Genomic DNA, 24,500 nt, shown 5'->3' with positions numbered 1-24,500 from the left:
ACAGTTTATCACAAGAAGAGCGCCTTTTAGAAAGAATTTCCGCTATTGCCTGGACTCAATCTCAAGCACCATTTCGGCGTGCCTCTGGTCTGTCAGGCGGTATAAATAGCCGAGCACAAGCATGGCGAGAGACAGGGCGACCGCCGGATATAAAAGGAGAATCGCTTTAATGCCGAGAAGCGTCCCCGTTTTTTGGGCAGCATTCGGGACATAGCCGACGATGCTGAGCCCGATCCCCGAAAGAAACCCTGAAAGCGACTGGGCCAGCTTTCTGGAGAAATTGAACAATGAATAGACGGTTCCTTCTTTCCGCTCCCCGGTCCGCCATTGTCCGTAATCGATCGCGTCTGATACAAAGGCCCAGGTGATGCCGTTCGGAATGCTGATTCCGATAAAGGCGATGCTTGCAAGAAGCGTAAATAAAATCACATTGCTCGGCATCGCGAAGTTGATGATGTCAGCCGTGACAGAGATCGCAAGACCGAGGATCGCGGTCTTCTTTTTGCCGAACTTTTTGACAAGCTTCGGCAGCATCATGACGCCGATAAAGGATGAACCGATAATAATGAAGTTCATCGACGCCATCAGCTCGGCATTGCCGAGGTTGTATTCGGCGAAGTAGACGAGCATCGCAGATTTGAGATTGTACGCGGAAATCGTAAAAATCGTCATGAAAATCAATGTAAGGAGCGGTTTGTTTGTAAAAAACGTTTTTGAAATGGCCTTGAGCGTCACTTTTTCATTGTTATATGTCTGATCCTTGACGATAATTCTCTCCCGGCAGTTCCGGTAGCAAATGTAGAAAAACAACACGCCCAAAAGCGACATCAATCCCATGACGACCGGATATCCGACGGCAGGGTTGTCAAATCTGACGATCATCGGAATGACGACAATGCTCGTCACAAAAAGGGCGCCGAGGCTTCCGGCCTGACGGAAGGAAGCGAGCGATGTCCGTTCCACCGAATTTTGCGTGATGGCGGCGCCGAGCGATCCGTAAGGGATGTTGACAAATGAATACCCCAGCCCCCAAAGCATGTATGATGCGTAAGCGTAAATCAATTTGCCTGTCGGCGAAAGGTTTGGCGAAATAAATGTCAAAACGGTCAAAATCGCGAGCACAATGCTTCCATATAACAAATACGGCCTGAATTTCCCCTTTGGCCCGATGTTCTTCCGGTAATCGATCGATGTCCCCACAATCGGATCTACGACAGCGGCGAAAAGCTTGCTCACAAGAAAAATGCCTCCTGCCGCAGCAGCGGGAATCCCGGCTACATCCGTAAAAAATTTCAGCAAATACAGCTGTCCGAGGTCAAACATGAATCCGTTCCCAAAATCTCCGAAGCCATAAGAAACTTTTTCTTTTAAACTTAATTTCTCCTGGGTGGCGACGACTGTTTCAGTTTGTTTGTTCGTCTGTATTTCCATGGGAATGCAGCTCCTCTAGTTCATTTTGTCTTATTTCACATTCAAGCGGTCTTTCACCTCAAATTGAAAATATTCCTTTGCATTGTGATAGCAGATTCCTTTGACAATCCGCCCGAGCAGGTCAATGTCGTCCGGGGCTTCGCCTTTTTCCGCCCAGTCACCGATGATATCGCAGAGCAGGCGCCTGAAATATTCGTGTCTTGTATAAGAAAGAAAGCTGCGCGAATCGGTGAGCATTCCGATAAAACGGCTCAGCAATCCGATGTTTGCGAGTGATGTCATTTGTTGGAGCATGCCGTCCTTCGTATCGTTGAACCACCACGCGGTCCCATGCTGCATTTTCCCCGGGATTCGCCCGTCCTGAAAGCTTCCGCACAAACTGGATATCACGACATAATCACGGGGGTTCAAAGAGTACAGAATCGTTTTTGGCAGGGCATCTTTTTGATCAAGGGAATCGAGAAAACGGCATAAAGGTTTTGAAATATCCTGATCATTGATGGCGTCATAGCCTGTATCAGGGCCGAGCTTTTCATACATTTTGCTGCTGTTGTTTCGGAGCGCATTAATATGGAGCTGCATCGCCCAGCCTTTTTCTGCGTAATAGGTTCCCAGAACATGGAGTGTATACGATTTAAATCTGCATTCTTCTTCCTCCGTCACCCGTTCGCCGTTCATCGCCTTGGCGAAAATCGGCCGCACTTCTTTTTCATCTGTTTCCACATACATCATTTCATTGATCGCATGGTCGGAAATTCGGCCGCCTGCCTCATGGAAAAAATCAACTCTGTTTTTAAGCGCTTTCAAAAATTCGTCATAATCGTCAATTGCCATCGAACTTGCTGCCTCAAGCTTTTTCACCCAGCCGGAAAACCCTTCCTGATTGATTTCCAGGGCCTTGTCAGGCCTGAAACCAGGTAAAACGCTTACATTGAAGTCATCTTCTTTCAGCTTGAGATGATATTCAAGACTGTCTGTCGGATCATCCGTCGTCACGACCGCTTCAACATTTGATTTCTCAATCAAGTCCCTCGCACCAAAGCCGTCTCCGTTCAGCTGTTCATTGACACGCTTCCAAATCTCCGGAGCGCTTTTTTCATCAAGCAGATCATAGATGCCGAAAAATCTTCTAAGCTCTAAATGTGTCCAATGATATAACGGATTGCCGATCGTCATCGGCACGGTCCTGGCCCAGGCCTTGAATTTTTCTTCATCAGGCGCATCTCCCGTGATATATGCCTCGGCTATTCCGTTGGCCCGCATCGCTCTCCACTTGTAATGGTCACCGTACAGCCATACTTCGGTGATATTGTTGAAGGTCTTGTTTTCGTAAATCTCTTTTGGACTTAAATGGCAGTGGTAGTCGATGATCGGCATATCCTTGGCATACTGGTGGTACAACGTCTTCGCGGTGTCGGTTGATAGAAGAAAATCGTCGTTCAGAAACACTTTCACTGTTTTTCACCTTCCTTTTGTTATAATGTTAACGTTCACATTTTGATGGTTCAGAAAAAATGTGAACGTTAACATTTACTCTTATTTTATATCACCCCGATCGATTTTTCCATTATTTTCTCATAAGAAAATCCCAAAACGGCTTTTCATTTTGGGATTTTGTCATCCTTTCAGCGTGACCCTCAACCCTTACAGTCTAGAAAGGCCGAGCATCGGAGCGGACTTTCGCAGGATGTGATGACGGCGGCGTTCAGGCAGGACGCCTGCGCAATTTAGCCGCCGTTCCTTTTTCTATTCGTGAGCACCGACTTAGCAGGCCTGACAACGAACGCCAGGGTTTGTCGACACGCTGAAAGAAGCCGCAGGCGGCTTCTTTATGGCTTTTTCTTAAATTCCATCGTAATCACCGTCCCCCGTCCGGTGCGGCTGTCGACTTGGATGCATCCGTCATGGAGGTGGACAAGCTCAAGCGAAATGGCGAGGCCGAGGCCGCTGCCTTCAGTCGCATCTTTTGTATGCGTGCCCCTGTAATAGCGGTTAAATAAGTTTGAGACGGTTTCGGAGTCCATCCCTTTGCCATTGTCTTGAATCTTGACGATGATGTATTGCTTTGATTCTTCAAGCTTCACTTTAATTTCGGTGCCTTTTGTATTATGTTTCACCGCATTGGCGAGAAGGTTTTCCAAAATCCTTTTAAACCAGCTCCGATCAATTGCAAAAGTGGTCTCCTCTTGCTGATACTCAAACGATACATGGTAGCCTTCTGAAAACGGATGCCGCTTGAACGCTTCGACAAAACTTTTTAAAAACGGCACAAGTCTGACCGGCTGGCGCTTAATTGGCAGCGCCCCGTTTTTTAATCTGTATGTCAAATTCAAATCTTCGATCAGCTGGGACATATAGTCTGATTTTTCTTTCATCGCTTGGCCGATTTCGCAAATTTCTTCTTTTGACCAGTCGTAATTCGGAGACTCAAGCATCATACTGTAGCCGTAAATCGTGCTGAGCGGCGTTTTTAAATCATGGGAGAGCCCGGCAATCCACTCTTCTCTCGTCGTCTGGATTTTTTTGCGGTTCTGCTCGTCTTTTTGCAGTGTTTCCATCAGCTGCTCCATCGATTCAAAAACTTCGTTAAACAGCCGGTACGGCTGCTTCCTTTTCCCTTTTTTATTTCTGCTTCTCGGACGGCCCTTGCGGTTTTTCGGCTCTTCAAAACGCCCTTTCGAAAGATTGGCGATCCATTTGATCGTATGGATGATCGGCATGCCGAACCTGAAGGAATACCATAGTGTCATCACGCTCATCAAAACGAGCAGTATGGCGATCACAAAGAGAATGATTTTTAAGGCAAGACCGATCATTGATCGGTTGAACTCATGATCCGGGTTAAAAATCGGATTCGGCGTCGCCGCGATCAGCCATTCCGTTGCGCTTAAGCGCCGGTATGAAAACTCATGTTCGTAGTTCCACGGCTTTGATTGATATTTTATAAGCTCCAGCTCATTGATTCCCTGACTGTAGTCAATATCTTGAAAAACGGATTGTAAAAGCGTACCTTTTTCATTAAACAGATAAACGGAGCCATTATTTTTCTTAATAAAGTCAAGCGTGCTCTGTTTATAGGAAGAAATGTCTGCCAAATCCTTTTCTTCTCTCTCCAAATAGGACAGGATCGTATCGCTTTTCGACTCCCATCCGAAAATGATGACGTAGTCCTTGTCATGAATAGACGCCGACCAAAAGTTGACCTGGTAGTCTTTAATTTTTTTTGGTCAAAAACGGAGACCAGGTCTTCCTTCTGATACTTTCTCTGGATTTCCGGCGGGAGATGATAGGAATAAACGGTCTCCTCTTTGCCGTTTAAGATTTGCAGCCAGCCTCCCTGCTTATCAACAGCCGCTTTCAGAATGTCTTCAACCTGCCAATTGTTATGATCGTCAACACTGATCCAAGTTTCAAACGTATCTGAAGTAGCTTTCGCCAAACCGGTATCCGCTTCGCTTTCGCTTAACCGGAGAGCGAAGAAGATTAATGATAAAAACAGAGTCGAGGCGACAAGCAGCAAGATGAGGAAAATTTGGCTGACGAAATGGACAACTAATTTTCCCCTGAGCTTCATCCTTCACTCTCTTTTCTTGCAGGGTTTGGCATGAATTTATAGCCCAATCCGCGAATGGTGACGATATACTCCGGATTGCTCGGGTCTTTTTCGATTTTCTCTCTCAGCTTTCTGATATGCACCATGACAGTGTTGCTGTCGCCGTAAGAAGGAACCCCCCACACCTTCTCATAGATTTGATCCTTTGAAAGCACCCTGTTCGGATGATCGCAAAAGTATTGCAGAAGCTGAAGAAGCTGTGCTGAACAGTTGACGGCTTCACCGTCAACGATAAGCTCCGCGAAGTCAGGGTGAAAAGTAAAGCGGTCATATTCGTAGGCTGAAGACGCCGCAGCAGCAGCGACTTCTTTATGTATGTAGGTTCTCTTTAAATGAGCTTTAATTCTGGCAATAAGCTCCAGCGGATTAAACGGTTTTGTAATATAGTCATCCGCACCGTAGGCAAATCCGGAAAGCTTATCAAGATCAGACGTTTTCGCCGTCAGAAAAAAGATCGGGGCATTTGTGTGCCGTTTGATTTCAGGTGATATATCAAACCCGGTCTGTCCCGGCATCATGACATCAAGCAGAATTAAATGTACGGTTTCTTTTTTTACGATTTCCAGTGCCTCTTCTGCGCTGTTTGCAGTCAGCACTTCGTTGAAGCCTTCTTTCGTCAGGACGCGCTTCACCATTTGAACAATGGCATCTTCATCATCCACAATCAAAATCGCTGCATTTTCCACTATCCTTCTTTCCTTTCTCTCTATATCATGTTTGTTATATCCTCATCTTACCATCTATCTTATCTATATCGGCAGCCATTTTTATATTTTAAAGTAAAAATAAACTTTTTTAGTAATCATTTATTCCATTGGATAATGATTGGAATAAAAAAACAGACACCATTTCGATGTCTGTCATCCGGTGGCAAGCTTTTGATCCTCCGCTTTTGGCAAAAGGTCGTAAGTCAAACACACCGGCTTGCCTGTGCGCGGATCGGCTACGATCTCCGCGTCGATTTGAAATACCTCTTTTAACACTTCTCGTGTCATCACTTCATGCGGCTCTCCCTCTTTAATGATCGCGCCGCTGTTCATAGCCACCATATGATGGGCAAAACGGGCGGCATGATTCAGGTCATGGATGACCATCAAAATCGTTCTGCCTTCTTCCTGATTCAGTTTCTCCAATAATTTTAAAATATCGAGCTGGTGCGCCAAATCCAAATAGGTCGTCGGTTCATCAAGCAGCAGCAAATCCGTCTCCTGTGCGAGCGCCATCGCTATCCAGACGCGCTGGCGCTGCCCGCCTGACAGGGCTTCAATCGGCCGTTCATAAAACGGCAGCATTCCCGTGACCTGAAGCGCCCACTCGATCATGCGGCGGTCGCGATCCGTCAGTCTGCCGATCCCTTTTTGGTGCGGAAAACGACCGTAGGAGACAAGTTCATACACGGTCAGTCCGCCGGGTGCTTCAGGTGTTTGCGGCAGAATCGCCATTTGTTTGGCGATCTCTTTCGTCGACAGCTGATGAATCGCCTTGCCATTCAAATAAACGGCGCCTGTTTTCGGCCGCTGTATTCTCGCCAAGGTCTTGAGAATCGTTGACTTGCCGCAGCCGTTCGGTCCGATCATAGTCGTGACTTTCCCTTTTGGAATATTGAGATTTAGGTTTTCGACGATGGTTTGTTCCCCATAGGCAATCCCCAGCCCGTTTGCAGAAAGCGACACCTTGCAATCTTCCCTTCTTTTAGTTTGTTTTCATAAGCAAGTAAATAAAGTACGGCGCTCCTAAAGCGGCGATGACAAGCCCCACGGGAATTTCCGAAGGCGAAAGAACCACCCTGCCGATCAAATCGGCCAGCAAAAAGAGCAATGCACCGGTCAACGCAGACGCCGGTATGAGAAGCTGATGCTTCGGGCCGACAAGCCTTCTGGCGATATGCGGGGCAACAAGACCGAGAAAGGTAATATTGCCGCCCGCGGCCACACAGGCGCCGCTGAGGGCTGCCGCCGCCAGGAGCAGTGTGCGCCGCTCTTTTTCCACGGCCGTTCCAAGGCCTACAGCGATCTGGTCGCCAAGGTTCAGGACATTTAAATAGCGCGCTTTATAAATGATAAACGGGATCAGTACGGCAATCCACGGTAAGATGGCGGATACAAAGTTCCAATTTGCGTTCCAGATGTTTCCTGACAGCCATACAGCGGCCTGCATAAAATCATTCGGGTCCATTTTCAGCTGCAGCAGCAAAATTGCCGCGTTGAACGCCGCATTGACCCCGATTCCGACTAAAACAAGGCGCACCGGGTCAAGCCCCTTTTTCCACGCCAGCACATAGACAAGGATGACCGCGACACAGGCGCCCAAAAATGCAAAAATCGGCAAAGAAAAAATCGTGCTTGTCTGCAGGTTGTCGGTTGTGCCCTGGAAAAAGAAGATGAACACGACAACGGCAAAGCCCGCTCCGGCATTGATCCCCAAGATTCCCGGATCAGCCAGATCGTTTTGGGAAACACCCTGCCAGACGGCGCCGGCTGCGGCAATCCCTGCGCCGATCAGCATGGCGAGCAACATCCGGGGCAGCCGGAATTCAAACAGCACAAGTTCATCCTGCGGTGTTCCGCCGCCGAATAACGTTTTCAAGGCATCCAGCGGGGCTATACGTATTTCCCCCGTATTCATGCTTAGTAAAAATATTGCAAAGATCAGTGCGGCCATGATCAGCATCACCACTGCCGCACGGCTGCTTTTTTTCTTGATCGTCTCCATTAGAGCCCCCTCCTTTCCCTGCGGGCCAGATAGAGAAAGAACGGTACACCGACAAGCGCCGTAACCGCTCCGACAGGTGTTTCAAATGGGGGATTGACCATCCTTGCCGCAATATCGGCATAGATGAGCAACACCGCTCCCAATATCGCTGAACACGGTATAATCCAGCGATAATCGACACCGACTAAAAAGCGGGTGATATGCGGAATGATCAGTCCAATGAAGCCGATGGCTCCAGCCACAGATACAGCCGCGCCTGTCAGCAAAACGACGGATATGATGCCGAGCGCCTTGACCGTTTTTGTATATTGGCCAAGCCCTTTGGCCAATTCTTCCCCAAGGCTTAGCACCGTAATGGAACGGGCGATGAAAAAGACGAGCGCGAGACCGAGCGCCGCTGCCGGCAGCAGGAGCTTGATGCTCAGCCATTTGGTTCCCGCAATTCCGCCTGCGTACCAAAAGCTCATATCGCGCGCCACATCAAAGTGAATTCCGATGGCTGATGAGAAAGCGCTCAAGAAAGTGCCCACTGCCGTCCCCGCCAAAGCCAGCTTCACAGGTGTAAGACCGCCTTTTGAAAACATGCCGACGGCAAATACGATCGCGGCTCCAAAGCCGGCTCCGGCGAATGACCACATCATCAGCCCGACCGAAGAGACCCCCGGAAAAAAGGCAAAAGCGATGGCGATGGCAAACGTTGACCCTTGGGTGACACTCATGATTTCCGGAGATGCAAGCGGATTTCTCGTCATCCCCTGCATCACCGCCCCGGAAACGGCCAGACAGGCGCCGACAAGCGCTGCGCCGACCGTTCTCGGCAGCCTGAGTTCCTGGATAATTTGATGCGCCGTATTTTTTGAATCGAAATGAAACAGCGCATCCCAAACCGTGCCGAGCTTGATGTCAGCCGCACCAAGGGCAACCGACAATGCCGCGCCGAACAGCAAAATGACGATCCCGCCTATCAGGACGGAAATAGCTAGAAGGGGACGGCTCAGCGGACGCTGTTCATTGCCGGGCTCGTCCCCGCTGTTGATATGATGTATATTTCTGTATGACCTCAATCGATGCCATTCCTTTCATTCTATTCGCGATCGATAACGATTATCATTTTCACTGTATAGTATAACAGCCTCAGTCACATTTTTTCATCATAAATTTTGCAAAATAAAAAAAAGCCAGCCGGTCTTCCGCTTCAAGACACGGCTGGCCCGGCGGTTATGATGCCTGGCTATTACTGAATTTTTTATGAACGAACGGATAGATCACAAGCCCGACAAAAAACAGCCCGATTCCCAAAATAAAGGTGAACCAGTCGGAAGTCCCCGACACAATCACCCATAGAGAATATCCAAGGGCGGCCAGTGCGATGATGCCGTCTCCTGTTCGCGATCCTTTCAGCTCATCATACGTATCGCCTTTGATAATCAGCTTCAAACTGAAAACAGCTGCGACGAGATAAGGGACGAGATACGCAAGAGTCGCTGACGTTGTCAAAAACGTGAAAGCCTGGCTGATCGTTCCCGAAATCGTTGAGAATATAAAGATCTGGGACATCAGATTGGTGATGATCAGAGAGTTGACCGGACTTCCTTTTTTGTTCGTTTTCGCAAAAAATGCGGGGAAATCGCCGGCTTTTGCCGCCTGATACGGAACCTCGGAACCGATCAAAATCCAGCCGAGCATGGAGCCGAATAAAGAAATGATCGCCAAGACCGCCATCACCACGCTGCCAAAGCCGCCGATAATCGCATGAAGCACATCAACGAACGGTTTGTCTGAAGCCTGCAGCTGATCATGCGGAATGATGCCCATTGTAATTAACGTAATGACCATATAAATGCCGAGGGCGATCAAAAGGCCGGTAATCGTCGCCCGTTTGACATCCCGCTGGGAGGATGCGCGTCCTGATAAAATAACAGCTGATTCGATCCCGACAAACGCCCACAGCGTGGAAATCGCCGCATTGTGAACCTGTCCGCCGAGTCCGATGCTTTTGCCTTCTGATTCAATCGGAAAATAAAATGATTCAAATAATGACACCTGAAAAACGAATAATCCGGCAACAATAAACAGGACAAAGCCCATCACTTTCGAAAAGGTCGCCAAAAAGTTGAGCTTTCCAGCTCCGTTTATACTGGAGACGAGTATGAAATGTGTTCCCCACAAGAGAATCGTACAAACGATAAATGTCATAAGCTGTCCAAGCGTCACGGTGTGGCCGCCAAGCTCAAACATCTCCCGTCCGTCCGTCAAAATCGGCAGGAACGTAGTCAAATAGCCGGCAAGGCTCGTGATGATGGCCACATTGCTGATCCAGCTTGCCACCCAATAGCCCCATACCATCGTGAAGCCTGCGGCGTTTCCTTTTTTAGGATCTGAGAATAAAGCTCTTGCATAGCTTTGCGGGCCGGCTTTCAAATCCGGACGGCGGATCGATAAATGACCGAAAACAAGGGCGATCATGAGCACTCCCGCACCCGTCACAAGCCATGCCGCCGTTACGCCGAACGGGCTTGCCGTCTGGGCGAGTGTACTAGGGAGCATAAAAATCCCCGAGCCGACCATATTGCCGACAACAAATGCCGTCAGAAGCCAGAAGCCCCATTTTTTTGTCTGTTCCATAAAATATAACCTCCGAGCATTTTATAAAAAATATGCCGGACCAGACCGCGAGATCATTCAAAATAAAAAAAGCATGAACAAAAGTCCATGCTTTACTTCACATACACTCTTGATCCCCGGATAGCCCTCCGCGGAAAAACCCGCGGCAGTCCTGCACTTATTCAATGCAGACCCAGCATAAAGAAGGAATGGCTTCTTTACGCTTCGGCGCTGATGCCTTTTGCATATGGTCATAGGCCCCATCAGCCTCACACATGCGACTCATCATCCGCGCAACCTCTACCTCACTAAGAGTTAAGAGTGAGGATTTATCACATATTCACATCCGAAGGTTACCAGAGAAATTTTAATCTGTCAAAGGGAACTGATGGAAAGAATAGAAAGGGCCGCCTTTTTACAGGCAGCCTCTAAAAGGTGGAGGCATTCTCCGCCCTTTCATCTATAGATGGTTATCGGTTATTTTTCTTTTTGTTGACCGCTTGTTGCAGAGGATCTCCTTGCAGCGCTTGTCCAGCGTCTTCAAGAGCTCCCTGAACGGCATTGCGGTCTTTTGTTTTGCTTTTTTCTCTGTCCTTATGATTGAAGAGAAAACCCACATGAATCACCTCTTTAATATTGTGATACATTGTTAATTTGACCTTTCTTTAAAAATTTATTCAGCAAATCGAATGAAGGCATTGCACCAAAGGCACAGAACATTTTGGGTTTTTATGCTGCAAAAATTTAAAATCGCATCCGAAAGTTGACAGAATCAGTCTTGATGACCATTAGATCTCTTGATATAGTTTTCTTTAGGAATTTGTTATACAGTCTTAAAGGAGAAGCGAGATGACAGGAAAAACACACATCATGGGGGGAGTCGCTTCTTGTACGGCTGTCGCTTATTATTATGGATTTGATCCCGTATGGATGACCGCTTCCGGAGTCCTCGGGGCATTGATACCGATATTTGCCATACGAAAAGCAAAATCGGCAGAAAGCTTCCGATTTTATCTGCGCTGGTCAGCTCTGTTTTCGGACACCGGACATTTACACACAGCCTGCTCTTTTTGCTGCTGACGGCATTCACAGCTCATTTGTATTTTAAAGACCAGAGCATACTGATCGGGCTGACGGCGGGAATGGCCAGCCATTTACTTCTCGATGCAGGAACGACAAACGGCATCAAGCTTTTCTTTCCGTCCTCCATCAAGTTTCGCCTTCCGCTTTACATCAAGACAGGCGGAAAGGCTGAACAGGCTGTTATGGCAGCCCTCACCGTTCTTTCATGTTATTTTATTGCCGCCTTGATGGCATGATAAAAGGATTTGATTTTTAAGGCGAAATGTTTGAGGGGCTTGACTATACGCGAGGAGCTATTATAAATGAAAGAACAATTCTTCAAAAAGCAATGGTTTTTATGCTTATCGATTTTTTTCATGTGGATGAAAACATATTTCATTTACAAGCTGGGGTTTCATTTACAAATTGACAATTGGCTCCAGGAGCTGATTCTGTTGATCAACCCGCTTAGCTTTCTCATCCCTGTATTCGGCATCAGCCTCTTTTTCCGTGAAAAGGCACAGCGCATGTTTTTAATCGGAGCGAATATCATCCTTACGGGCATACTCATCTCAAACAGCATTTTTTACGGCTTTTACATTGATTTCATTACGATTCCCGTCCTGTTTCAGGCGAAAAACCTCGGGGGGCTTGGAAGCAGTTTTCAGGAATTGTTCAATCCGATGTTCATCGTTCTTTTCTTTGATTTGGCCCTCTTGCTATGGCTTGCGAAAACCCGTGGAAAAACAGGAGAAAAACTGACGGCGAAAGCCATCAAGGTTTATTATGCGGCGGCTGCGGGGGCGGTATTGTTCAATATTGCCTTGGCGGAGATTGAACAGCCGAAGCTTTTATCTTATTCATTTGACAGGGAAGCGCTGGTCAAAAATATCGGACTGTATCAATTTCATCTGCTTGACGGCGTTTCCCAAACCTTTAATTTAACGCAAAAAGCGGTTGCCGATGAGACCAGCCTGGCGACGATCGAAAATTACACGAACGCCGACTACAGTAAGCCGAATCAAGACATGTTCGGCATTGCCAAAGGCAGAAACGTGATTTTTGTTACGCTCGAGTCGACGCAGAATTTCGTGGTCAATGAAAAAGTGAACGGACAGGACATCACCCCGTTTATCAATGAGTTGATCCATCAAAGCTATTATTTCGACCATTTTTATCAGCAGACTGAGCAGGGAAAAACATCGGATTCCGAATTTATCGTCGCCAATTCGCTTTATCCGTCTTTGAGCGGTTCGGTTTTTTTCACCAAAAGCGAAAACGAGTATAATTCGATGTATCAAACACTTGGAAAACAAGACTACACCTCAGCTGTTTTCCACGCCAACCATAAAAATTTCTGGAACAGAGATGTGATGTACGAATCTCTCGGCATCGACAGATTTTTTGATGTATCGTATTTTCATGTAACGCCTGAACATTCCACAGGCTGGGGGCTGAAGGACAAGGAGTTTCTTACGCAATCGGCAGACTTGATGAAGGATTTGCCGCAGCCGTTTTACAGCAATTTGATTACATTGACCAATCACTTTCCGTTTATTATTGATGATAAGGATAAGCTGATTGACGAATATGATTCCGACAGTGAGATTTTGAACCGTTATGTAACAACTGTCCGCTACCAGGATGAAGCATTAAAGCATTTCATCGCCAAGCTGAAAGCAAACGGCCTTTACGAAAATTCGGTTATCGTACTGATGGGAGACCACTACGGCATCTCTGAAGCACACAATGATGCGCTTGCGCAATTTTTGGGCAAGGAGGAAGTGACACCTTATGATACCGTTCAGCTGCAGCGGGTCCCGCTGATCATCCATATACCGGGGATCACGGATCAAGCGCCGAAAACAATTTCCGAAACAAGCGGGCAAGTGGATGTCAAACCGACATTGCTTCACCTGCTGGGAATTGATACAAAAGGCATGGTTCAATTCGGCAACGACCTTTTCTCTGAAGACAGAATGCCGTTTGCAGTCTTAAGAAACGGAAGCTTTATTACCGATGACTATGTCTTTACAAAAAACACCTGCTACAGCCAGAAAACCGGAGACATCATTGAGGACGCTGGAAACACGTGCGGCCCGCTTGTCGAAAAAGCAAATGAGGAGCTGTCCCTTTCCGATAAAATCATCAATGGGGATTTGCTGAGATTTTATAAAAAATAGACCGCTTCCCCTTTAAGCCGGCTGCTTAAAGGGGCTGTTTAGATTAGCGGTCATATGGGTAATATATACCGAATATTTGAAATGAGCTTGCGGATTGACGCACCCTTCGTTACTCTAAAAAAGCAAGGTTATTTCGAGGGGCGATTATTTCATAAAGTGATATAAAATATGATAAACAAGAAGGTAATAACATGAGTGAAACAGAACGAACAACAAACAAATTACCGATTGTCGCCGTGCTGATTACGGGTACTTTTATCGCGATTTTAAATCAGACATTGCTGACGACGGCTCTCCCGCCGATCATGGAAGATTTAAACATTACACCGGGACTCGCCCAGTGGCTGACGACGATTTTTATGCTCGTGAACGGAATTATGATTCCAGTTACGGCTTTTTTAATTGAAAAATTCACGACCAGAAAGCTGTTTATGACCGCGATGTCCCTGTTTACGGCAGGAACGCTGATCTGCGCTCTTTCGTTCAGCTTCCCTGTTTTGATTGTGGGACGAATCGTTCAGGCCGCAGGCGCAGGAATCATGATGCCGTTGATGCAGACCGTGCTTTTATTGATCTTCCCGAAAGAAAAACGCGGCTCTGCGATGGGAATGGTGGGGCTTGTCATCGCCTTTGCGCCCGCCATCGGACCGACCTTATCCGGCTGGATCGTCGATCGCTATCCATGGGAAGTGCTGTTTTATCTCCTGCTTCCTTTCGCCGTCATCGACGTGATTGTCGCCTACTTTATCCTGAAAAATGTGACGGAGCAAACATCGCCTAAGCTCGATGTGGCGTCAATTATTTTGTCTTCTTTAGGATTCGGCGGCATTTTATACGGCTTCAGCAGTGCGGGCGTTTCCGGCTGGTCAAGCGCGGATGTGCTGATCGGATTTGCCGTCGGCGGCATTACACTCGTTTGGTTCATTTGGAGACAGCTTCATTTGGAAGAGCCGATATTGGAATTCAGGGTCTTTCAATACCCAATGTTTACGCTGGCTACGGTCATCGGCATGGTGGTCTTTATGGCGATGATCGGAGCGGCGACGATCGTTCCGATTTACATGCAGGATATGCGCCACTTCACTGCCATGGAATCGGGAATGATGCTGTTTCCGGGAGCGGTGATGATGGGGCTGATGTCCCCGATTACCGGCAGGATTTTTGATAAAATCGGCGCGCGCACGTTGAGCATTACCGGTTTAACGGCGATTTTCATTACAACGCTGTTGTTGACCCACCTGTCTGAAACGACTCCCTTCGCCTATTTGTCCGTCGTCTATGCGGTGCGGATGATTGGGATGGGAATGGTGCTAATGCCTGTAACGACTGCGGGCCTGAACCAGCTTCCGCGCCATTTGATTCCGCACGGCACCGCCATGAACAATACGATGAGACAGATGTCGGGGTCGATCGGCACGGCGGTTTTAATTACCATCATGACGCAGCGCGCGCTCGCCGACCCGGCTGGGCCCGGCTCAGAAACGGCGATGATTCACGGAGTAAACGTCGCCTTTATGGCAGCGGCCGTGTTGGCCGGAATCGGATTGGTCCTTTCTTTCTTTATCAAGCAAAACCACCGCGGCAGCCTCGGCGACCGCAGAAAAAAACAGACGAAAAGCCGTTTGGTTTTTCACGAAGAATAAAAAAACCCGGACTCTGTAAAAGAGTCCGGTTTTTTAATGATCATTCAAATCCTCTGTCCATTGTATCAGGATCTGGACCTACGCGTTCATCTTGATTAAGCGCATTGATTTTTTCGACATCTTCCTTCGCTAATTCAAAGTCGAAAATATCGGCATTTTCGATAATGCGGTGTTCTTTGACCGATTTCGGGATAGTCACGACTTCGTTTTGCAGATCCCAGCGCAGAATCACTTGTGCCACGGATTTGTTGTATTTTGTTGCGATCCCTTTTAGCCCTTCATGATCAAGGAGTTTCCCCTGCATGAGCGGAGACCATGCTTCCAGCTGGATTCCCTGCTTTTTGCAGTAGTCCCTTAATTCAAGCTGCGTCAACCGCGGATGGAATTCAACCTGATTGACCATCGGTTTGATTTCCGCGTCCTCCAGCAGGCTTTCCAAATGGTGCACATTGAAGTTGCTGACGCCGATGGCTCTGACTTTGCCGTCTTTGTACAACTTCTCTAAGGCGCGCCATGTCTCTTTAAATTTATTTTGATCTTTTCCCGGCCAGTGGATCAAATATAAATCAAGGTAGTCAAGGCCGAGTTTTCTAAGGCTTTCATCAAAAGCCGCCAATGCTTTTTCATAGCCTTGGTCACTGTTCCACACTTTTGAAGTGACAAACAATTCTTCTCGGGCGACGCCTGACTCTTTAATTCCCTTGCCGACGCCTTCTTCATTTTGATAAATAGCAGCGGTATCGATGCTCCGGTATCCGTTTTTAATGGCTGCTTTTACAGATTCAACAACCTGGCTGCCTTCTTCCACTTTAAAAACTCCGAGACCAAACCATGGCATTTTGACCCCGTTATGTAACGTCACAGTGTCCTTCAAACTGCTTACCATATGAATGACCACCTTTCATTGATTTTAGGTGCGTGAACCGCATCATTTCCATTATCTCATAATGGTGGGAATTGACATAATAAATTGCTCATTCGGCGGATAGGGCTAAAACGAGCGCACCTGTGATCCCGGCATCATCTCCAAGTCCCGGCGGCACAATAAAATCTTCAAGATCCGGAAGATCAACATAGCCGTTGAGATATTCGGACAGCTTTTTCCGAATGAGCGGAAACAATTGCTGCTGTTTCATGACCCCGCCGCCCATAATGATTTTATCAGGACATAAAATCAGGATGTATTGCATAAGCGCCTGTGCTAAATAATCGGCTTCAAGCTCCCATACTTTTGTTTCCCCGGCAAGATCCTTCCCTTTTTTGCCCCAGCGTTTTTCAAGAGCGGGGCCTGACGCCATCCCCTCAAGGCAATCGCTGTGATAAGGACAGTTTCCTGCAAAGGAATCCTCCGGACTGCGCCTGATAAGAATATGCCCCATTTCAGGATGTGTAGCGCTTTGAACCAGTTCGCCCCCGATAATCGCTCCGGCGCCGATACCTGTACCGACTGTAATATATAAACAGCTGTTCAGACCTTGTGCCGCTCCTTTGGTTATTTCCCCAAGCGCGGCAGCGTTTACATCAGTCGTAAAGGAAACGGGTACACCCAGCCTTTTTTCCAGTTCGGGAATAAACGGATATGCCTTCCAGGCTAACTTCGGCGTATTGGTGATGTATCCGTATTCCTCTTTTTCTTTTGCAACACATATAGGTCCAAAAGACCCTACTCCCATGGATGTGAGCTGATACTTGCTGAAAAAAGCCGTCAGCTCTCCAATCGTTTCTTCAGGCGTTTCCGTCGGAATCGTCAGCCTGTCTATGATTTCTCCGTTTTCTGTTCCAACTGCACAAACAAACTTTGTGCCTCCTGCTTCTATTGCACCGTAATGTTTCATCCTCTCGGCTCCTTTTTGGTCTGTATTTTTTCACTTCTTTAATTGAATGATAAATCAGACCATTCAGGAAAGCAATCACGGGAGCCTATTCATCCAGCATCGCAGCTTCCAGATCATTCATGTACTGGCGCAGCCGATAGGCGGTTTCCCGGGAAATTTGCCGGTTTTCAAACAGGTTCTGAATCTCATTGCGGATGATTTGCACAGATTTCAGCCGAATCTCTTTTTTCTGCCTTTCATAGCGCTTGTTTTCCTTATGATCAGCATCCCAGTGCTGAAGCTTCAATATGAAATGCCGATAAAATGCGATGACCGACTTGGACACTTCTTTATTATCATCATTCATCTGCCTTTTGACCGCTTCAATGGCCGCTTTTGCCGTTTGCATCCTTGCTTTCCTGAGCAATCCGCTGTATTGATGAGGGGACCGGCTGATGTCTTGTTTTTTGTTGTCTGCGAAAAATCTAGTCATGAGATGCCGACATTTTGTGAGTGATACACCCGCTTTGAATGGATTGGAAAAGAGCAGTTCTTTTTCCTGCAGCCTTTCCTGCAGCTGATGCGCCATTTGCTCTGTCAGCTGTTTGTTTTTCCGCATCTGTTCCAGCTCCGACTGCTCCGCTTTTAAAGCGTATACGCGGATTTTATTTTCCATCCTTCTGAGGCGCAAAAGCTGCTTTAGCGAATATTGTTCAAACCTGAGGCTCTTTATTTTGTCATTGTATTCGGATATGACGGCCAAAGCAGCGGCCCGGTTTTTTTCATTCATCTCCTCCTTTAGGGCCTTGATCGTCGTTTTCATCAATTTTCTTCTGATACTTTGCAGCTGGCTGCCGGACGCCGGCTGCGGTTTTCTTTCTGACAGAAGCGGCAAAAAGACGCTTGCGATCAATAAGGTACTTAAAATCACGCCTGCGGCTAAAAAAATGATGAAATCGCGTTCCGGAAAAGGGCGGCCGTTCCCCAATACGAAAGGAATCGAAAATGCACCGGCCAGCGTGACAGCGCCGCGGACTCCGGCAATCGAGATTTGCACCAGGGAGCGCAGCTTTTCCCTTTTTGAAGTTTCTTGTGTTTTGAGCCCCCAATTCCCCTGCCAAAACAACAATAGCCAGACAAAGCGGAGAACCGTCAAAAGAAGTGTAATCAGCAAAATGTCGCTGATCACTTTCAGATTATTAAACGCTTCATCACCAAAAATGACAGACAGCGCTTGCGGCATCTGCAAGCCGAGCAGGACGAAGACGAGACCGTTCAAGACAAACAGGATGATGCTCCATGTGCTGGACGAAACGATCTGAAGCTTGACCATCGCCGATTCGGCTCTGTCATGTTCCGCCGCATGAACGATTCCGCCCGCCACAACGGCAAGAATACCTGATACGCCGAGCTCTTCGGCCGCCAAATAAACCGCGAAAGGCGTCAATATTTGAATCAGCATATGCATTGTGACATCTTCCATCCCGAATCGGCGGAGCAAATAGCGGAACCGCAAAATGAAAAAGGAAAGAACGGCCCCGGTCAAAAGGCCGCCGATCGCAATGATGAAAAAGCTGACGACCGCCTGAGATAAGGAAAAAGCTCCTGTCACAGCGGCGGCGATCGCAAATTTAAAAGCGACAAGCCCTGAGGCATCGTTCATTAAGCCCTCTCCCTCAAGGAGACGGATGACATCCTTGGGCAGATTGATTCGTTTCGAAAGCGCGCTGACGGCCACAACGTCTGTCGGCGACAGGATCGCGGCCAGCGAAAACGCCGCCGGCAATGAAATGTTCGGAATCAGCCAATGGATGGCATATCCCCCCAAAAGCACGGTAACAAAAACAAGGCCAAACGCAAGCAGCAGAATGGGAATCCGCAAGTTCCACAATTCATTTCTCGGAATCCTTCTTCCGTCATTAAACAAAAGCGGAGCGATAAATAAAACGAAAAACAGCTCAGGACTGAGTGTCATCTGCAGCCCGCCCGGAAACACAGCTGCGATCATCCCCAATCCTACCTGAATCAGGGGAATCGGGATAAATGGAAGAAACCGGTGAATGATATTTGAAATCGCAATGATGGACAACAAAACCAAAACGGCGAGGAAAATGGCCACTGGTGCACCTCCTGGCTGCTCCTGAACATATCTCTTATGTGTTCTTCTTTGTTCAGTATTGATGAAATCAAGGAACATATACATGCGATCGGAAAAGAGGTGTTGTCGCAGGTGAAAACGAAGTGTTACCCGAGGAGGGAAAATGATGGAGCATCCTTACCATATCTATCGCGCTTTGTTTCCTGTATTAACAAAATACGTCCACCTTGCCGCCTGCTCGGGAGGCGCTTTGGCGCTGCCTGTAGCAAGGGCAATCGAGAAATATCACAGCACACTGCTTGAAACAGGTGCGAATTGGCAGGCGCACCTTGCAAAGATGGAGGAAGCGAAAGAGAAGTTCGCCCGGCTGATCGGGGCGGAAATAGACGAGATCGCCGTTGTGCCATCTGTTTCCGACGCGGTTTCCGCTATTGCCGTTTCCCTGCCCGAACATCCCAAAAGGCGCCAGATTGCTTTCACTGACCTTGACTTCCCTGCCATCGGCCAGATTTGGCTCGCTCAAGACCGCTTTAACCATCATCTGACTGTGATACACAGTCAAGACGGGATGATTCGCACAGAGCAATACGAAAAAGAAATCAACGATCAGACGCTTTTGACTTGTGTCCCGCATGTCTCTTATTGCAATGGCGTAAAACAAAGCTTGACAGAGATAGCGGAAATCGTTCATCACAAAGGCTCGCTTTTGTTTGTTGATGCCTATCAATCGGCAGGACATATTCCGATACATGTCAAAGACATGAAAATCGATATGCTTGCCGCTGGTACCCGAAAATATATGCTCGGCATCCCGGGAACGGCGTTCTTGTATGTCAGACGCGAACTTTGCGAACAGTTGAGACCAAAAGTAACCGGGTGGTTTGGAAAGAGCCGGCCGTCTTCCTTTGATTTGCTCCATTCAGGCTTTGCAGAGGGGGCTAAACGTTTTGAGACCGGAACACCATCATTCATCGGCCTTTATGCGGCTGATGCGGCGCTAAAGCTCTTGCTTGAGGCCGGGCCGGAAGAGATCGAAGCTTATTTGCAAAAGCTTGCCCGATTTTCTTTGCAGTACGGCGCTGATAAAGGCTTGCAGATCATCGGGCCTCAAAACCTTCATAACAGATCGAGCCTGGCCTCATTCCGCGTCAAAGATGCGACGCAGATCGAAGCGCTGCTCAGAGAAAAAAATATCATCACATCAGCAAGAAATGGAGCGGTTCGAATCGCCCCCCATTTTTATAATACGAAAGAGGACATCGCGCACGCAGTCGATGAGCTGGCCGCATTGATTCATCGCCGTACTTTAAAATAGACAGATTAGGATTTTTTACTTAAACTATTAGCAAACATTTCATCAAGGAATGAGATATATTGAAGCGTTATGTCAACGAGGACTTAGAAGAGATGAAAAAGACACACCGCCGCAAAGTTTTATTTACACTGTTGGCCGTTATCCTTGCAGCAGGCATTCCCATCAGCTATATCGTATACACCCATTTTTACTCGATGAACCACTTGCCGAAGGGTGAATGGATTGAATCCTCCACATCTCCAAATCAAAAATACAAATTGGATATCTACAGAGTAAAAAAAATCGGGGCAGCCAACGGGTATTCAATCAGAGCCGAAGTGACAACAGTCTCGACCGGCAAACGGAGAAATTTGTACTGGGGGAAGCAAGAATACGAGGCGAATGTCAAATGGAAAGACCGCCGCCATGTGTCGATTAATAACAAGGTGCTCGACGTCCGTACAGATACATATGATTGGCGAAGAGAGTGATCATGTCACTCTCTTCAGCGTGTACAACCGGTCTGGAACATCTTTTAAAAACGGACTTTCCTCTCCAAGCGAAAAAAGCCGGAGCTCATGCATCGCTCTTGTACAGGCGGTATAAAACAGCGTCCGCTCGCTTTCCCGCCAATATCGTTTTTCCGAGCTGTCATAAAGGATGACGGCGTCAAACTCAATCCCTTTTGCCAAGTAGACGGGGATGACAATCACGCCTTTTTGGAATGTGCGTGTTTCTTTATCAATCAGCTTCAGCTCTGTCTGCTTTTGCAGATGCTTTGCCGCTTCTCTGCATTCCTGAACCGTTTTACAGATGACCGCGATCGTCTCCCGTCCTTCATTTTGAAGGGAGGCAATGCAGGACGCGATCCTTTCATGATGCAGAGAGGCATCATCCGAAACCGTCAGCACCGGTTTTACACCGCTGCGGTTGAACGCCTCGATCTCTCCGGCGCCCTTGAGCAGCCGCTTTGTAAACTCGACGATCTCCTTAGTCGATCTGTAGCTTCGCATCAGCCTGACCATCTCCATTTTCTCCCCCTCAAACACGCCTTCTGAAAGGAGCTCTTTTTGATCGGGGGTATGGGCAAAAATCGCCTGATGAAAGTCGCCTAGAATCGTCATTTTGCTTGCAGAGAACATCTCCTTTAAAAAAGCCAGCTGAAACGGCGAGTAATCCTGCGCTTCATCGATAAACACATGGCGGATCGCGGTATTTTTCTCCCTTTCCTTCATTTTGTTTTTCAAGTATAAAAAAGGAACGGCATCTTCATACGGAAGCCGGCTGAAGCGAAAGGTTTCCGCCGTATATTCGCAAATGCTTCTCCAGCCTTCCGGACGGCAGGCTCCACCGTGCCAGTCTGAAAAAAGCTGCAAGTATGTTCTCTTGAAATCAATGAAGCCCAAAGCCTTTACCGCTTGCTTCAGCGGTTTGAATTCCCTTTCGACAATGATTTTTGCAAGCAGCTTCTGCTCTCTTTCATAATCATCAAAGGTGTCTCCGGCAAATTTCCGCTCTTTTTGCAGCTGCTGATAGACTTGCAAATATTCCTCTTTATCCAGCAGCTCGCTTTTTTCAAGAGGCCAGTCTTTTTTTCTTTCTTGCTGTTCTTCTTTTTTCAACACCGACAAGAGCCATTTCGCTGTCATTTCAATTCGCTGCGGAAGCGGGGTTGAGGCGTCGAACGTTTGAAAATAATCGTGAATTTGCTCAGCGGACACCATTTTGCTGCCGCGGAACACGATATGTTTAAACAATATATTTCCTTTTGCCAAAAATCGCGCATAATCATCAATCAAGGTTTTGAAGGCAAGGCTTGATTTATACTCAATCGCTCTCTGCCGAATCCGGCCGTCCTCGCGTTCTGCAGCCGTCAGACAAAACTCCAATTGATCGAACGGCGTTTCACAAGATATCTGCTTTCCGAGCTGGCGTGTTACATACTCCTGGAATGTCGTCTGCTGAATGTTTTCTTCCCCGAGCTCAGGCAGGACATTGGCAACATAGCTGTTAAAAAGAAGGTTCGGCGAAAAAAGAAGCATTTGATTGGATTCGATCCGTCCGCGTCCGCGGTACAGCAAATAGGCCGCCCGCTGCAGCGCCGCCGACGTTTTACCGCTTCCCGCCGCTCCCTGAACAATTAAATAACGGCTTTTTTCATTGCGGATGATCTGGTTTTGCTCTCTCTGAATCGTGGCGACAATGCTTTTCATCCGGGTATTGGCCTGGTTCCCCAGCACCTCCTGCAGCATTTCATCACCAATCGCCATATCTGTATTAAACATCGCTTTCAGCCGCCCGTTTTTGATGAGAAACTGCCTTTTCAGCTCGACCGTCCCGCTTATCGTCTCTTCCGGAACCTCATATTGGGCGGGTCCGGGCGGATAGTTGTAAAACAAGCTGGAAATCGGTGCCCGCCAGTCGTATATCAAAAATTGCTCTTCCTTCTCATCCATCAGTGAACTGAGCCCGATATAAACAGATTCAACCTGTTCCTCCCCATCCTCTAAAAAATCGACGCGGCCAAAATACGGCGATTCCTTCACTTTTAAGAGTTTTTTCAATTGGCTGTAAAACTGCTTATGGCTTCTTTCCCTTTCTGACAAAATCCCCGCCTGCTGTTGAATGCTTGAGAATGTTTCGGCCGTTTCAATGTCATCAGCCAGGTTCAAGGAGACATCATCCCAAAAGTTTTTTCTTAAACCGATGATATCCTCCTTTAAGCCGCCGGTCTTCTCCTTTAGAGAATGAAGCTTTTGCTCCAATTCTTTTAAAACGAGTCCAATTCGTTTTTCTTCTTCAAGCCATTCTTGATTGGCCTCCTGCATCAAAATCACTCCCTAAAAAGATTTGACATTGAAAAATATCCGTGATAAAATAAATATGGATAAAAATATAAAAAATGATATTTTGTGTTAAAACACACTTCATCTTATCATATCAGCGTGAATGAAAGCAACAGAAAAACCGATTTTTCAAATCAATGAAAAATCGGTTTTTCTGTTATGGTTATCAGAAGACATAAGACCATCTTAATACCAGCATGTTTCCTCTTTAAACACAATTACCTGTATAATTTTCCAATTCCTTTTCAAGGTTACTAACACCTATTCACGGGAATATTCGACATTGTTAAAGAATGTTATAATGATCAATGTTTAATCTTGGCTTAGGAGAGAATAAATTGGATAAAATGATTTATGATGCGGTCAATACTTTAACCGGGAATGACACTTTATTAGGGATAACCATAACATGTTTTTTTATATTTACGATATGGTTAAGTCGACAAACCAAGACTATTTACGAGAATGAGAAAGAACTTAGGAAAACTCAAAGAGAACAAAGCTTACATATTTTTTCTGAAATCATAGAGCAGTACCATCTTATTGAATCAGGAGATACCATCGAAAAAGAAAAGGCTTTTTTGGCATTTATAGAAACAAAATTGCCTTTACTCGATTTCAAATCGTATATAAATATCAGAAATATTTTGGATGATGAGGAAAATTGCAAACCAAAAAGAATAAAAAAGGAGATTGTTAAGGCTACTAAACTGATAAAAATTCATGAAAATACACTTTACAGTGAGAGTATTTTAGAAACCTTCACTCGAATGTTTTCGATCTTAAAAGATTCATTTATACCTCCGATTATTTCTGTTATTGCAGTTTTGTATTTAACTTTAGCAACTGTGTTATCAGGTGATTTTTGGGGCGAAACAAAACTGGTAGCTGCAATCATTCTTGTATTATTACTCATTGCATGTTTTGATGATATTCTCGAAAAAAGACGGGTTTTAGTGAATAGAAAATCGGTTTTCATCTTGCTTTTTTCTGTCTACTTACCTTTGATATTATTATTTTCAATCCCCACGTCATATCATAGAGCTTTAGTTATTTCTTTTATTTACAGTATACTTGGTATATTGATTTTTATTGGAATAAATATATATAAAGAAATAAAATCACCTCAAAACAGGAATAGAACTTAAGCGTTCACTTTGATGTAGACAGCTTCAATCATTCACTTTCGCTCGGAATAAA

At 46.6% G+C, this 24,500-nt stretch carries 17 protein-coding genes, 2 pseudogenes and 1 riboswitch; of the genes and pseudogenes, 6 read left to right on the top strand and 13 right to left on the bottom strand.

Annotated features, from left to right (window positions below; translation table 11 throughout):
- Window positions 1-42: 42 nt before the first annotated feature.
- The 9 genes and pseudogenes from M654_RS04520 to sspJ all read right to left on the bottom strand — a co-directional run bounded on the left by M654_RS04520 (window position 43) and on the right by sspJ (window position 10,977).
- Window positions 43-1,425: a glycoside-pentoside-hexuronide (GPH):cation symporter gene (locus M654_RS04520; RefSeq protein ID WP_026588739.1), complete on the bottom strand. Its 1,383-nt coding sequence runs from the start codon at window positions 1,423-1,425 to the stop codon at window positions 43-45.
- 36 nt (window positions 1,426-1,461) lie between these two features.
- Window positions 1,462-2,886, bottom strand: coding sequence for a glucuronate isomerase (uxaC, locus tag M654_RS04515; protein WP_026588740.1), 1,425 nt, complete (start codon window positions 2,884-2,886; stop codon window positions 1,462-1,464).
- A 374-nt stretch (window positions 2,887-3,260) separates the two neighbouring features.
- Window positions 3,261-5,005, bottom strand: a pseudogene (locus tag M654_RS04510) (sensor histidine kinase).
- Window positions 5,002-5,730, bottom strand: coding sequence for a response regulator transcription factor (locus M654_RS04505; protein ID WP_026588741.1), 729 nt, complete (start codon window positions 5,728-5,730; stop codon window positions 5,002-5,004). Before M654_RS04505 ends, M654_RS04510 begins: the two are co-directional and overlap by 4 nt.
- 174 nt (window positions 5,731-5,904) lie before the next feature.
- Entirely contained in the window at window positions 5,905-6,717 is an 813-nt protein-coding gene (locus M654_RS04500) for an ABC transporter ATP-binding protein (RefSeq protein ID WP_026588742.1), read from the bottom strand.
- A 19-nt stretch (window positions 6,718-6,736) separates the two neighbouring features.
- Window positions 6,737-7,714, bottom strand: a complete 978-nt coding sequence (locus M654_RS04495) for a FecCD family ABC transporter permease (protein WP_442858863.1) — start codon at window positions 7,712-7,714, stop codon at window positions 6,737-6,739.
- A gap of 41 nt (window positions 7,715-7,755) precedes the next feature.
- Complete coding sequence (locus M654_RS04490; RefSeq protein WP_035428481.1) at window positions 7,756-8,820, bottom strand: FecCD family ABC transporter permease; 1,065 nt, start codon at window positions 8,818-8,820, stop codon at window positions 7,756-7,758.
- A gap of 154 nt (window positions 8,821-8,974) precedes the next feature.
- Entirely contained in the window at window positions 8,975-10,381 is a 1,407-nt protein-coding gene (locus tag M654_RS04485; RefSeq protein WP_026588745.1) for an amino acid permease, read from the bottom strand.
- Between the two features lie 113 nt (window positions 10,382-10,494).
- A riboswitch (Lysine riboswitch) is annotated at window positions 10,495-10,671 on the bottom strand.
- 159 nt (window positions 10,672-10,830) lie between these two features.
- The gene (sspJ, locus tag M654_RS04480; protein WP_026588746.1) at window positions 10,831-10,977 is read right to left on the bottom strand and encodes a small acid-soluble spore protein SspJ; all 147 of its coding nucleotides are present in this window, start codon (window positions 10,975-10,977) and stop codon (window positions 10,831-10,833) included.
- A gap of 232 nt (window positions 10,978-11,209) precedes the next feature.
- On the opposite strand from sspJ, the pseudogene M654_RS04475 reads away from it, so the two are divergent.
- From M654_RS04475 to M654_RS04465, 3 genes and pseudogenes are all read left to right on the top strand, one after another.
- Window positions 11,210-11,679: pseudogene (locus tag M654_RS04475) on the top strand (metal-dependent hydrolase).
- A 66-nt stretch (window positions 11,680-11,745) separates the two neighbouring features.
- On the top strand, window positions 11,746-13,605 hold the full coding sequence (locus M654_RS04470; RefSeq protein WP_026588747.1) for an LTA synthase family protein: 1,860 nt from the start codon (window positions 11,746-11,748) through the stop codon (window positions 13,603-13,605).
- A 191-nt stretch (window positions 13,606-13,796) separates the two neighbouring features.
- Window positions 13,797-15,248, top strand: a complete 1,452-nt coding sequence (locus M654_RS04465; protein ID WP_026588748.1) for an MDR family MFS transporter — start codon at window positions 13,797-13,799, stop codon at window positions 15,246-15,248.
- 40 nt (window positions 15,249-15,288) lie between these two features.
- On the opposite strand, the gene M654_RS04460 is transcribed toward M654_RS04465, so the two are convergent.
- From M654_RS04460 to M654_RS04450, 3 genes are all read right to left on the bottom strand, one after another.
- A complete protein-coding gene (locus tag M654_RS04460; RefSeq protein WP_026588749.1) occupies window positions 15,289-16,134 on the bottom strand; it encodes an aldo/keto reductase in 846 nt (281 codons plus the stop codon).
- A gap of 88 nt (window positions 16,135-16,222) precedes the next feature.
- Entirely contained in the window at window positions 16,223-17,083 is an 861-nt protein-coding gene (locus M654_RS04455; RefSeq protein ID WP_026588750.1) for an ROK family protein, read from the bottom strand.
- An 85-nt stretch (window positions 17,084-17,168) separates the two neighbouring features.
- A complete protein-coding gene (locus M654_RS04450; protein WP_026588751.1) occupies window positions 17,169-19,181 on the bottom strand; it encodes a Na+/H+ antiporter in 2,013 nt (670 codons plus the stop codon).
- A 145-nt stretch (window positions 19,182-19,326) separates the two neighbouring features.
- Between M654_RS04450 and M654_RS04445 the strand changes: the two genes are divergently transcribed.
- Both M654_RS04445 and M654_RS04440 read left to right on the top strand, forming a co-directional pair.
- A complete protein-coding gene (locus tag M654_RS04445) occupies window positions 19,327-20,475 on the top strand; it encodes an aminotransferase class V-fold PLP-dependent enzyme (RefSeq protein WP_026588752.1) in 1,149 nt (382 codons plus the stop codon).
- Between the two features lie 59 nt (window positions 20,476-20,534).
- On the top strand, window positions 20,535-20,945 hold the full coding sequence (locus M654_RS04440; RefSeq protein WP_026588753.1) for a DUF5412 family protein: 411 nt from the start codon (window positions 20,535-20,537) through the stop codon (window positions 20,943-20,945).
- Here M654_RS04440 and helD read toward each other — a convergent pair whose 3' ends face one another.
- A complete protein-coding gene (gene helD / locus M654_RS04435; protein ID WP_026588754.1) occupies window positions 20,946-23,282 on the bottom strand; it encodes an RNA polymerase recycling motor HelD in 2,337 nt (778 codons plus the stop codon).
- 356 nt (window positions 23,283-23,638) lie between these two features.
- Here helD and M654_RS04430 point away from each other — a divergent pair, with 356 nt between their 5' ends.
- Window positions 23,639-24,448, top strand: a complete 810-nt coding sequence (locus tag M654_RS04430; RefSeq protein WP_026588755.1) for a hypothetical protein — start codon at window positions 23,639-23,641, stop codon at window positions 24,446-24,448.
- Window positions 24,449-24,500 lie beyond the last annotated feature (52 nt).

Source organism: Bacillus sp. NSP9.1, from assembly GCF_000465465.2.
Classification (GTDB): domain Bacteria; phylum Bacillota; class Bacilli; order Bacillales; family Bacillaceae; genus Bacillus; species Bacillus sonorensis_A.
The sequence above is the reverse complement of the archived record's forward strand: the minus strand, read 5'-3'. Positions and strand labels throughout refer to the sequence as shown.

Bases quoted from the DNA above. Each gene is read 5' to 3' on its own strand.
- M654_RS04485 (WP_026588745.1), bottom strand. From the start codon at position 10,381: ATGGAACAGACAAAAAAATGGGGCTTCTGGCTTCTGACGGCATTTGTT.
- M654_RS04465 (WP_026588748.1), top strand. From the start codon at position 13,797: ATGAGTGAAACAGAACGAACAACAAACAAATTACCGATTGTCGCCGTG.
- M654_RS04470 (WP_026588747.1), top strand. From the start codon at position 11,746: ATGAAAGAACAATTCTTCAAAAAGCAATGGTTTTTATGCTTATCGATT.
- M654_RS04495 (WP_442858863.1), bottom strand. From the start codon at position 7,714: ATGCTGATCATGGCCGCACTGATCTTTGCAATATTTTTACTAAGCATG.
- M654_RS04455 (WP_026588750.1), bottom strand. From the start codon at position 17,083: ATGAAACATTACGGTGCAATAGAAGCAGGAGGCACAAAGTTTGTTTGT.
- M654_RS04445 (WP_026588752.1), top strand. From the start codon at position 19,327: ATGGAGCATCCTTACCATATCTATCGCGCTTTGTTTCCTGTATTAACA.
- M654_RS04460 (WP_026588749.1), bottom strand. From the start codon at position 16,134: ATGGTAAGCAGTTTGAAGGACACTGTGACGTTACATAACGGGGTCAAA.
- helD (WP_026588754.1), bottom strand. From the start codon at position 23,282: ATGCAGGAGGCCAATCAAGAATGGCTTGAAGAAGAAAAACGAATTGGA.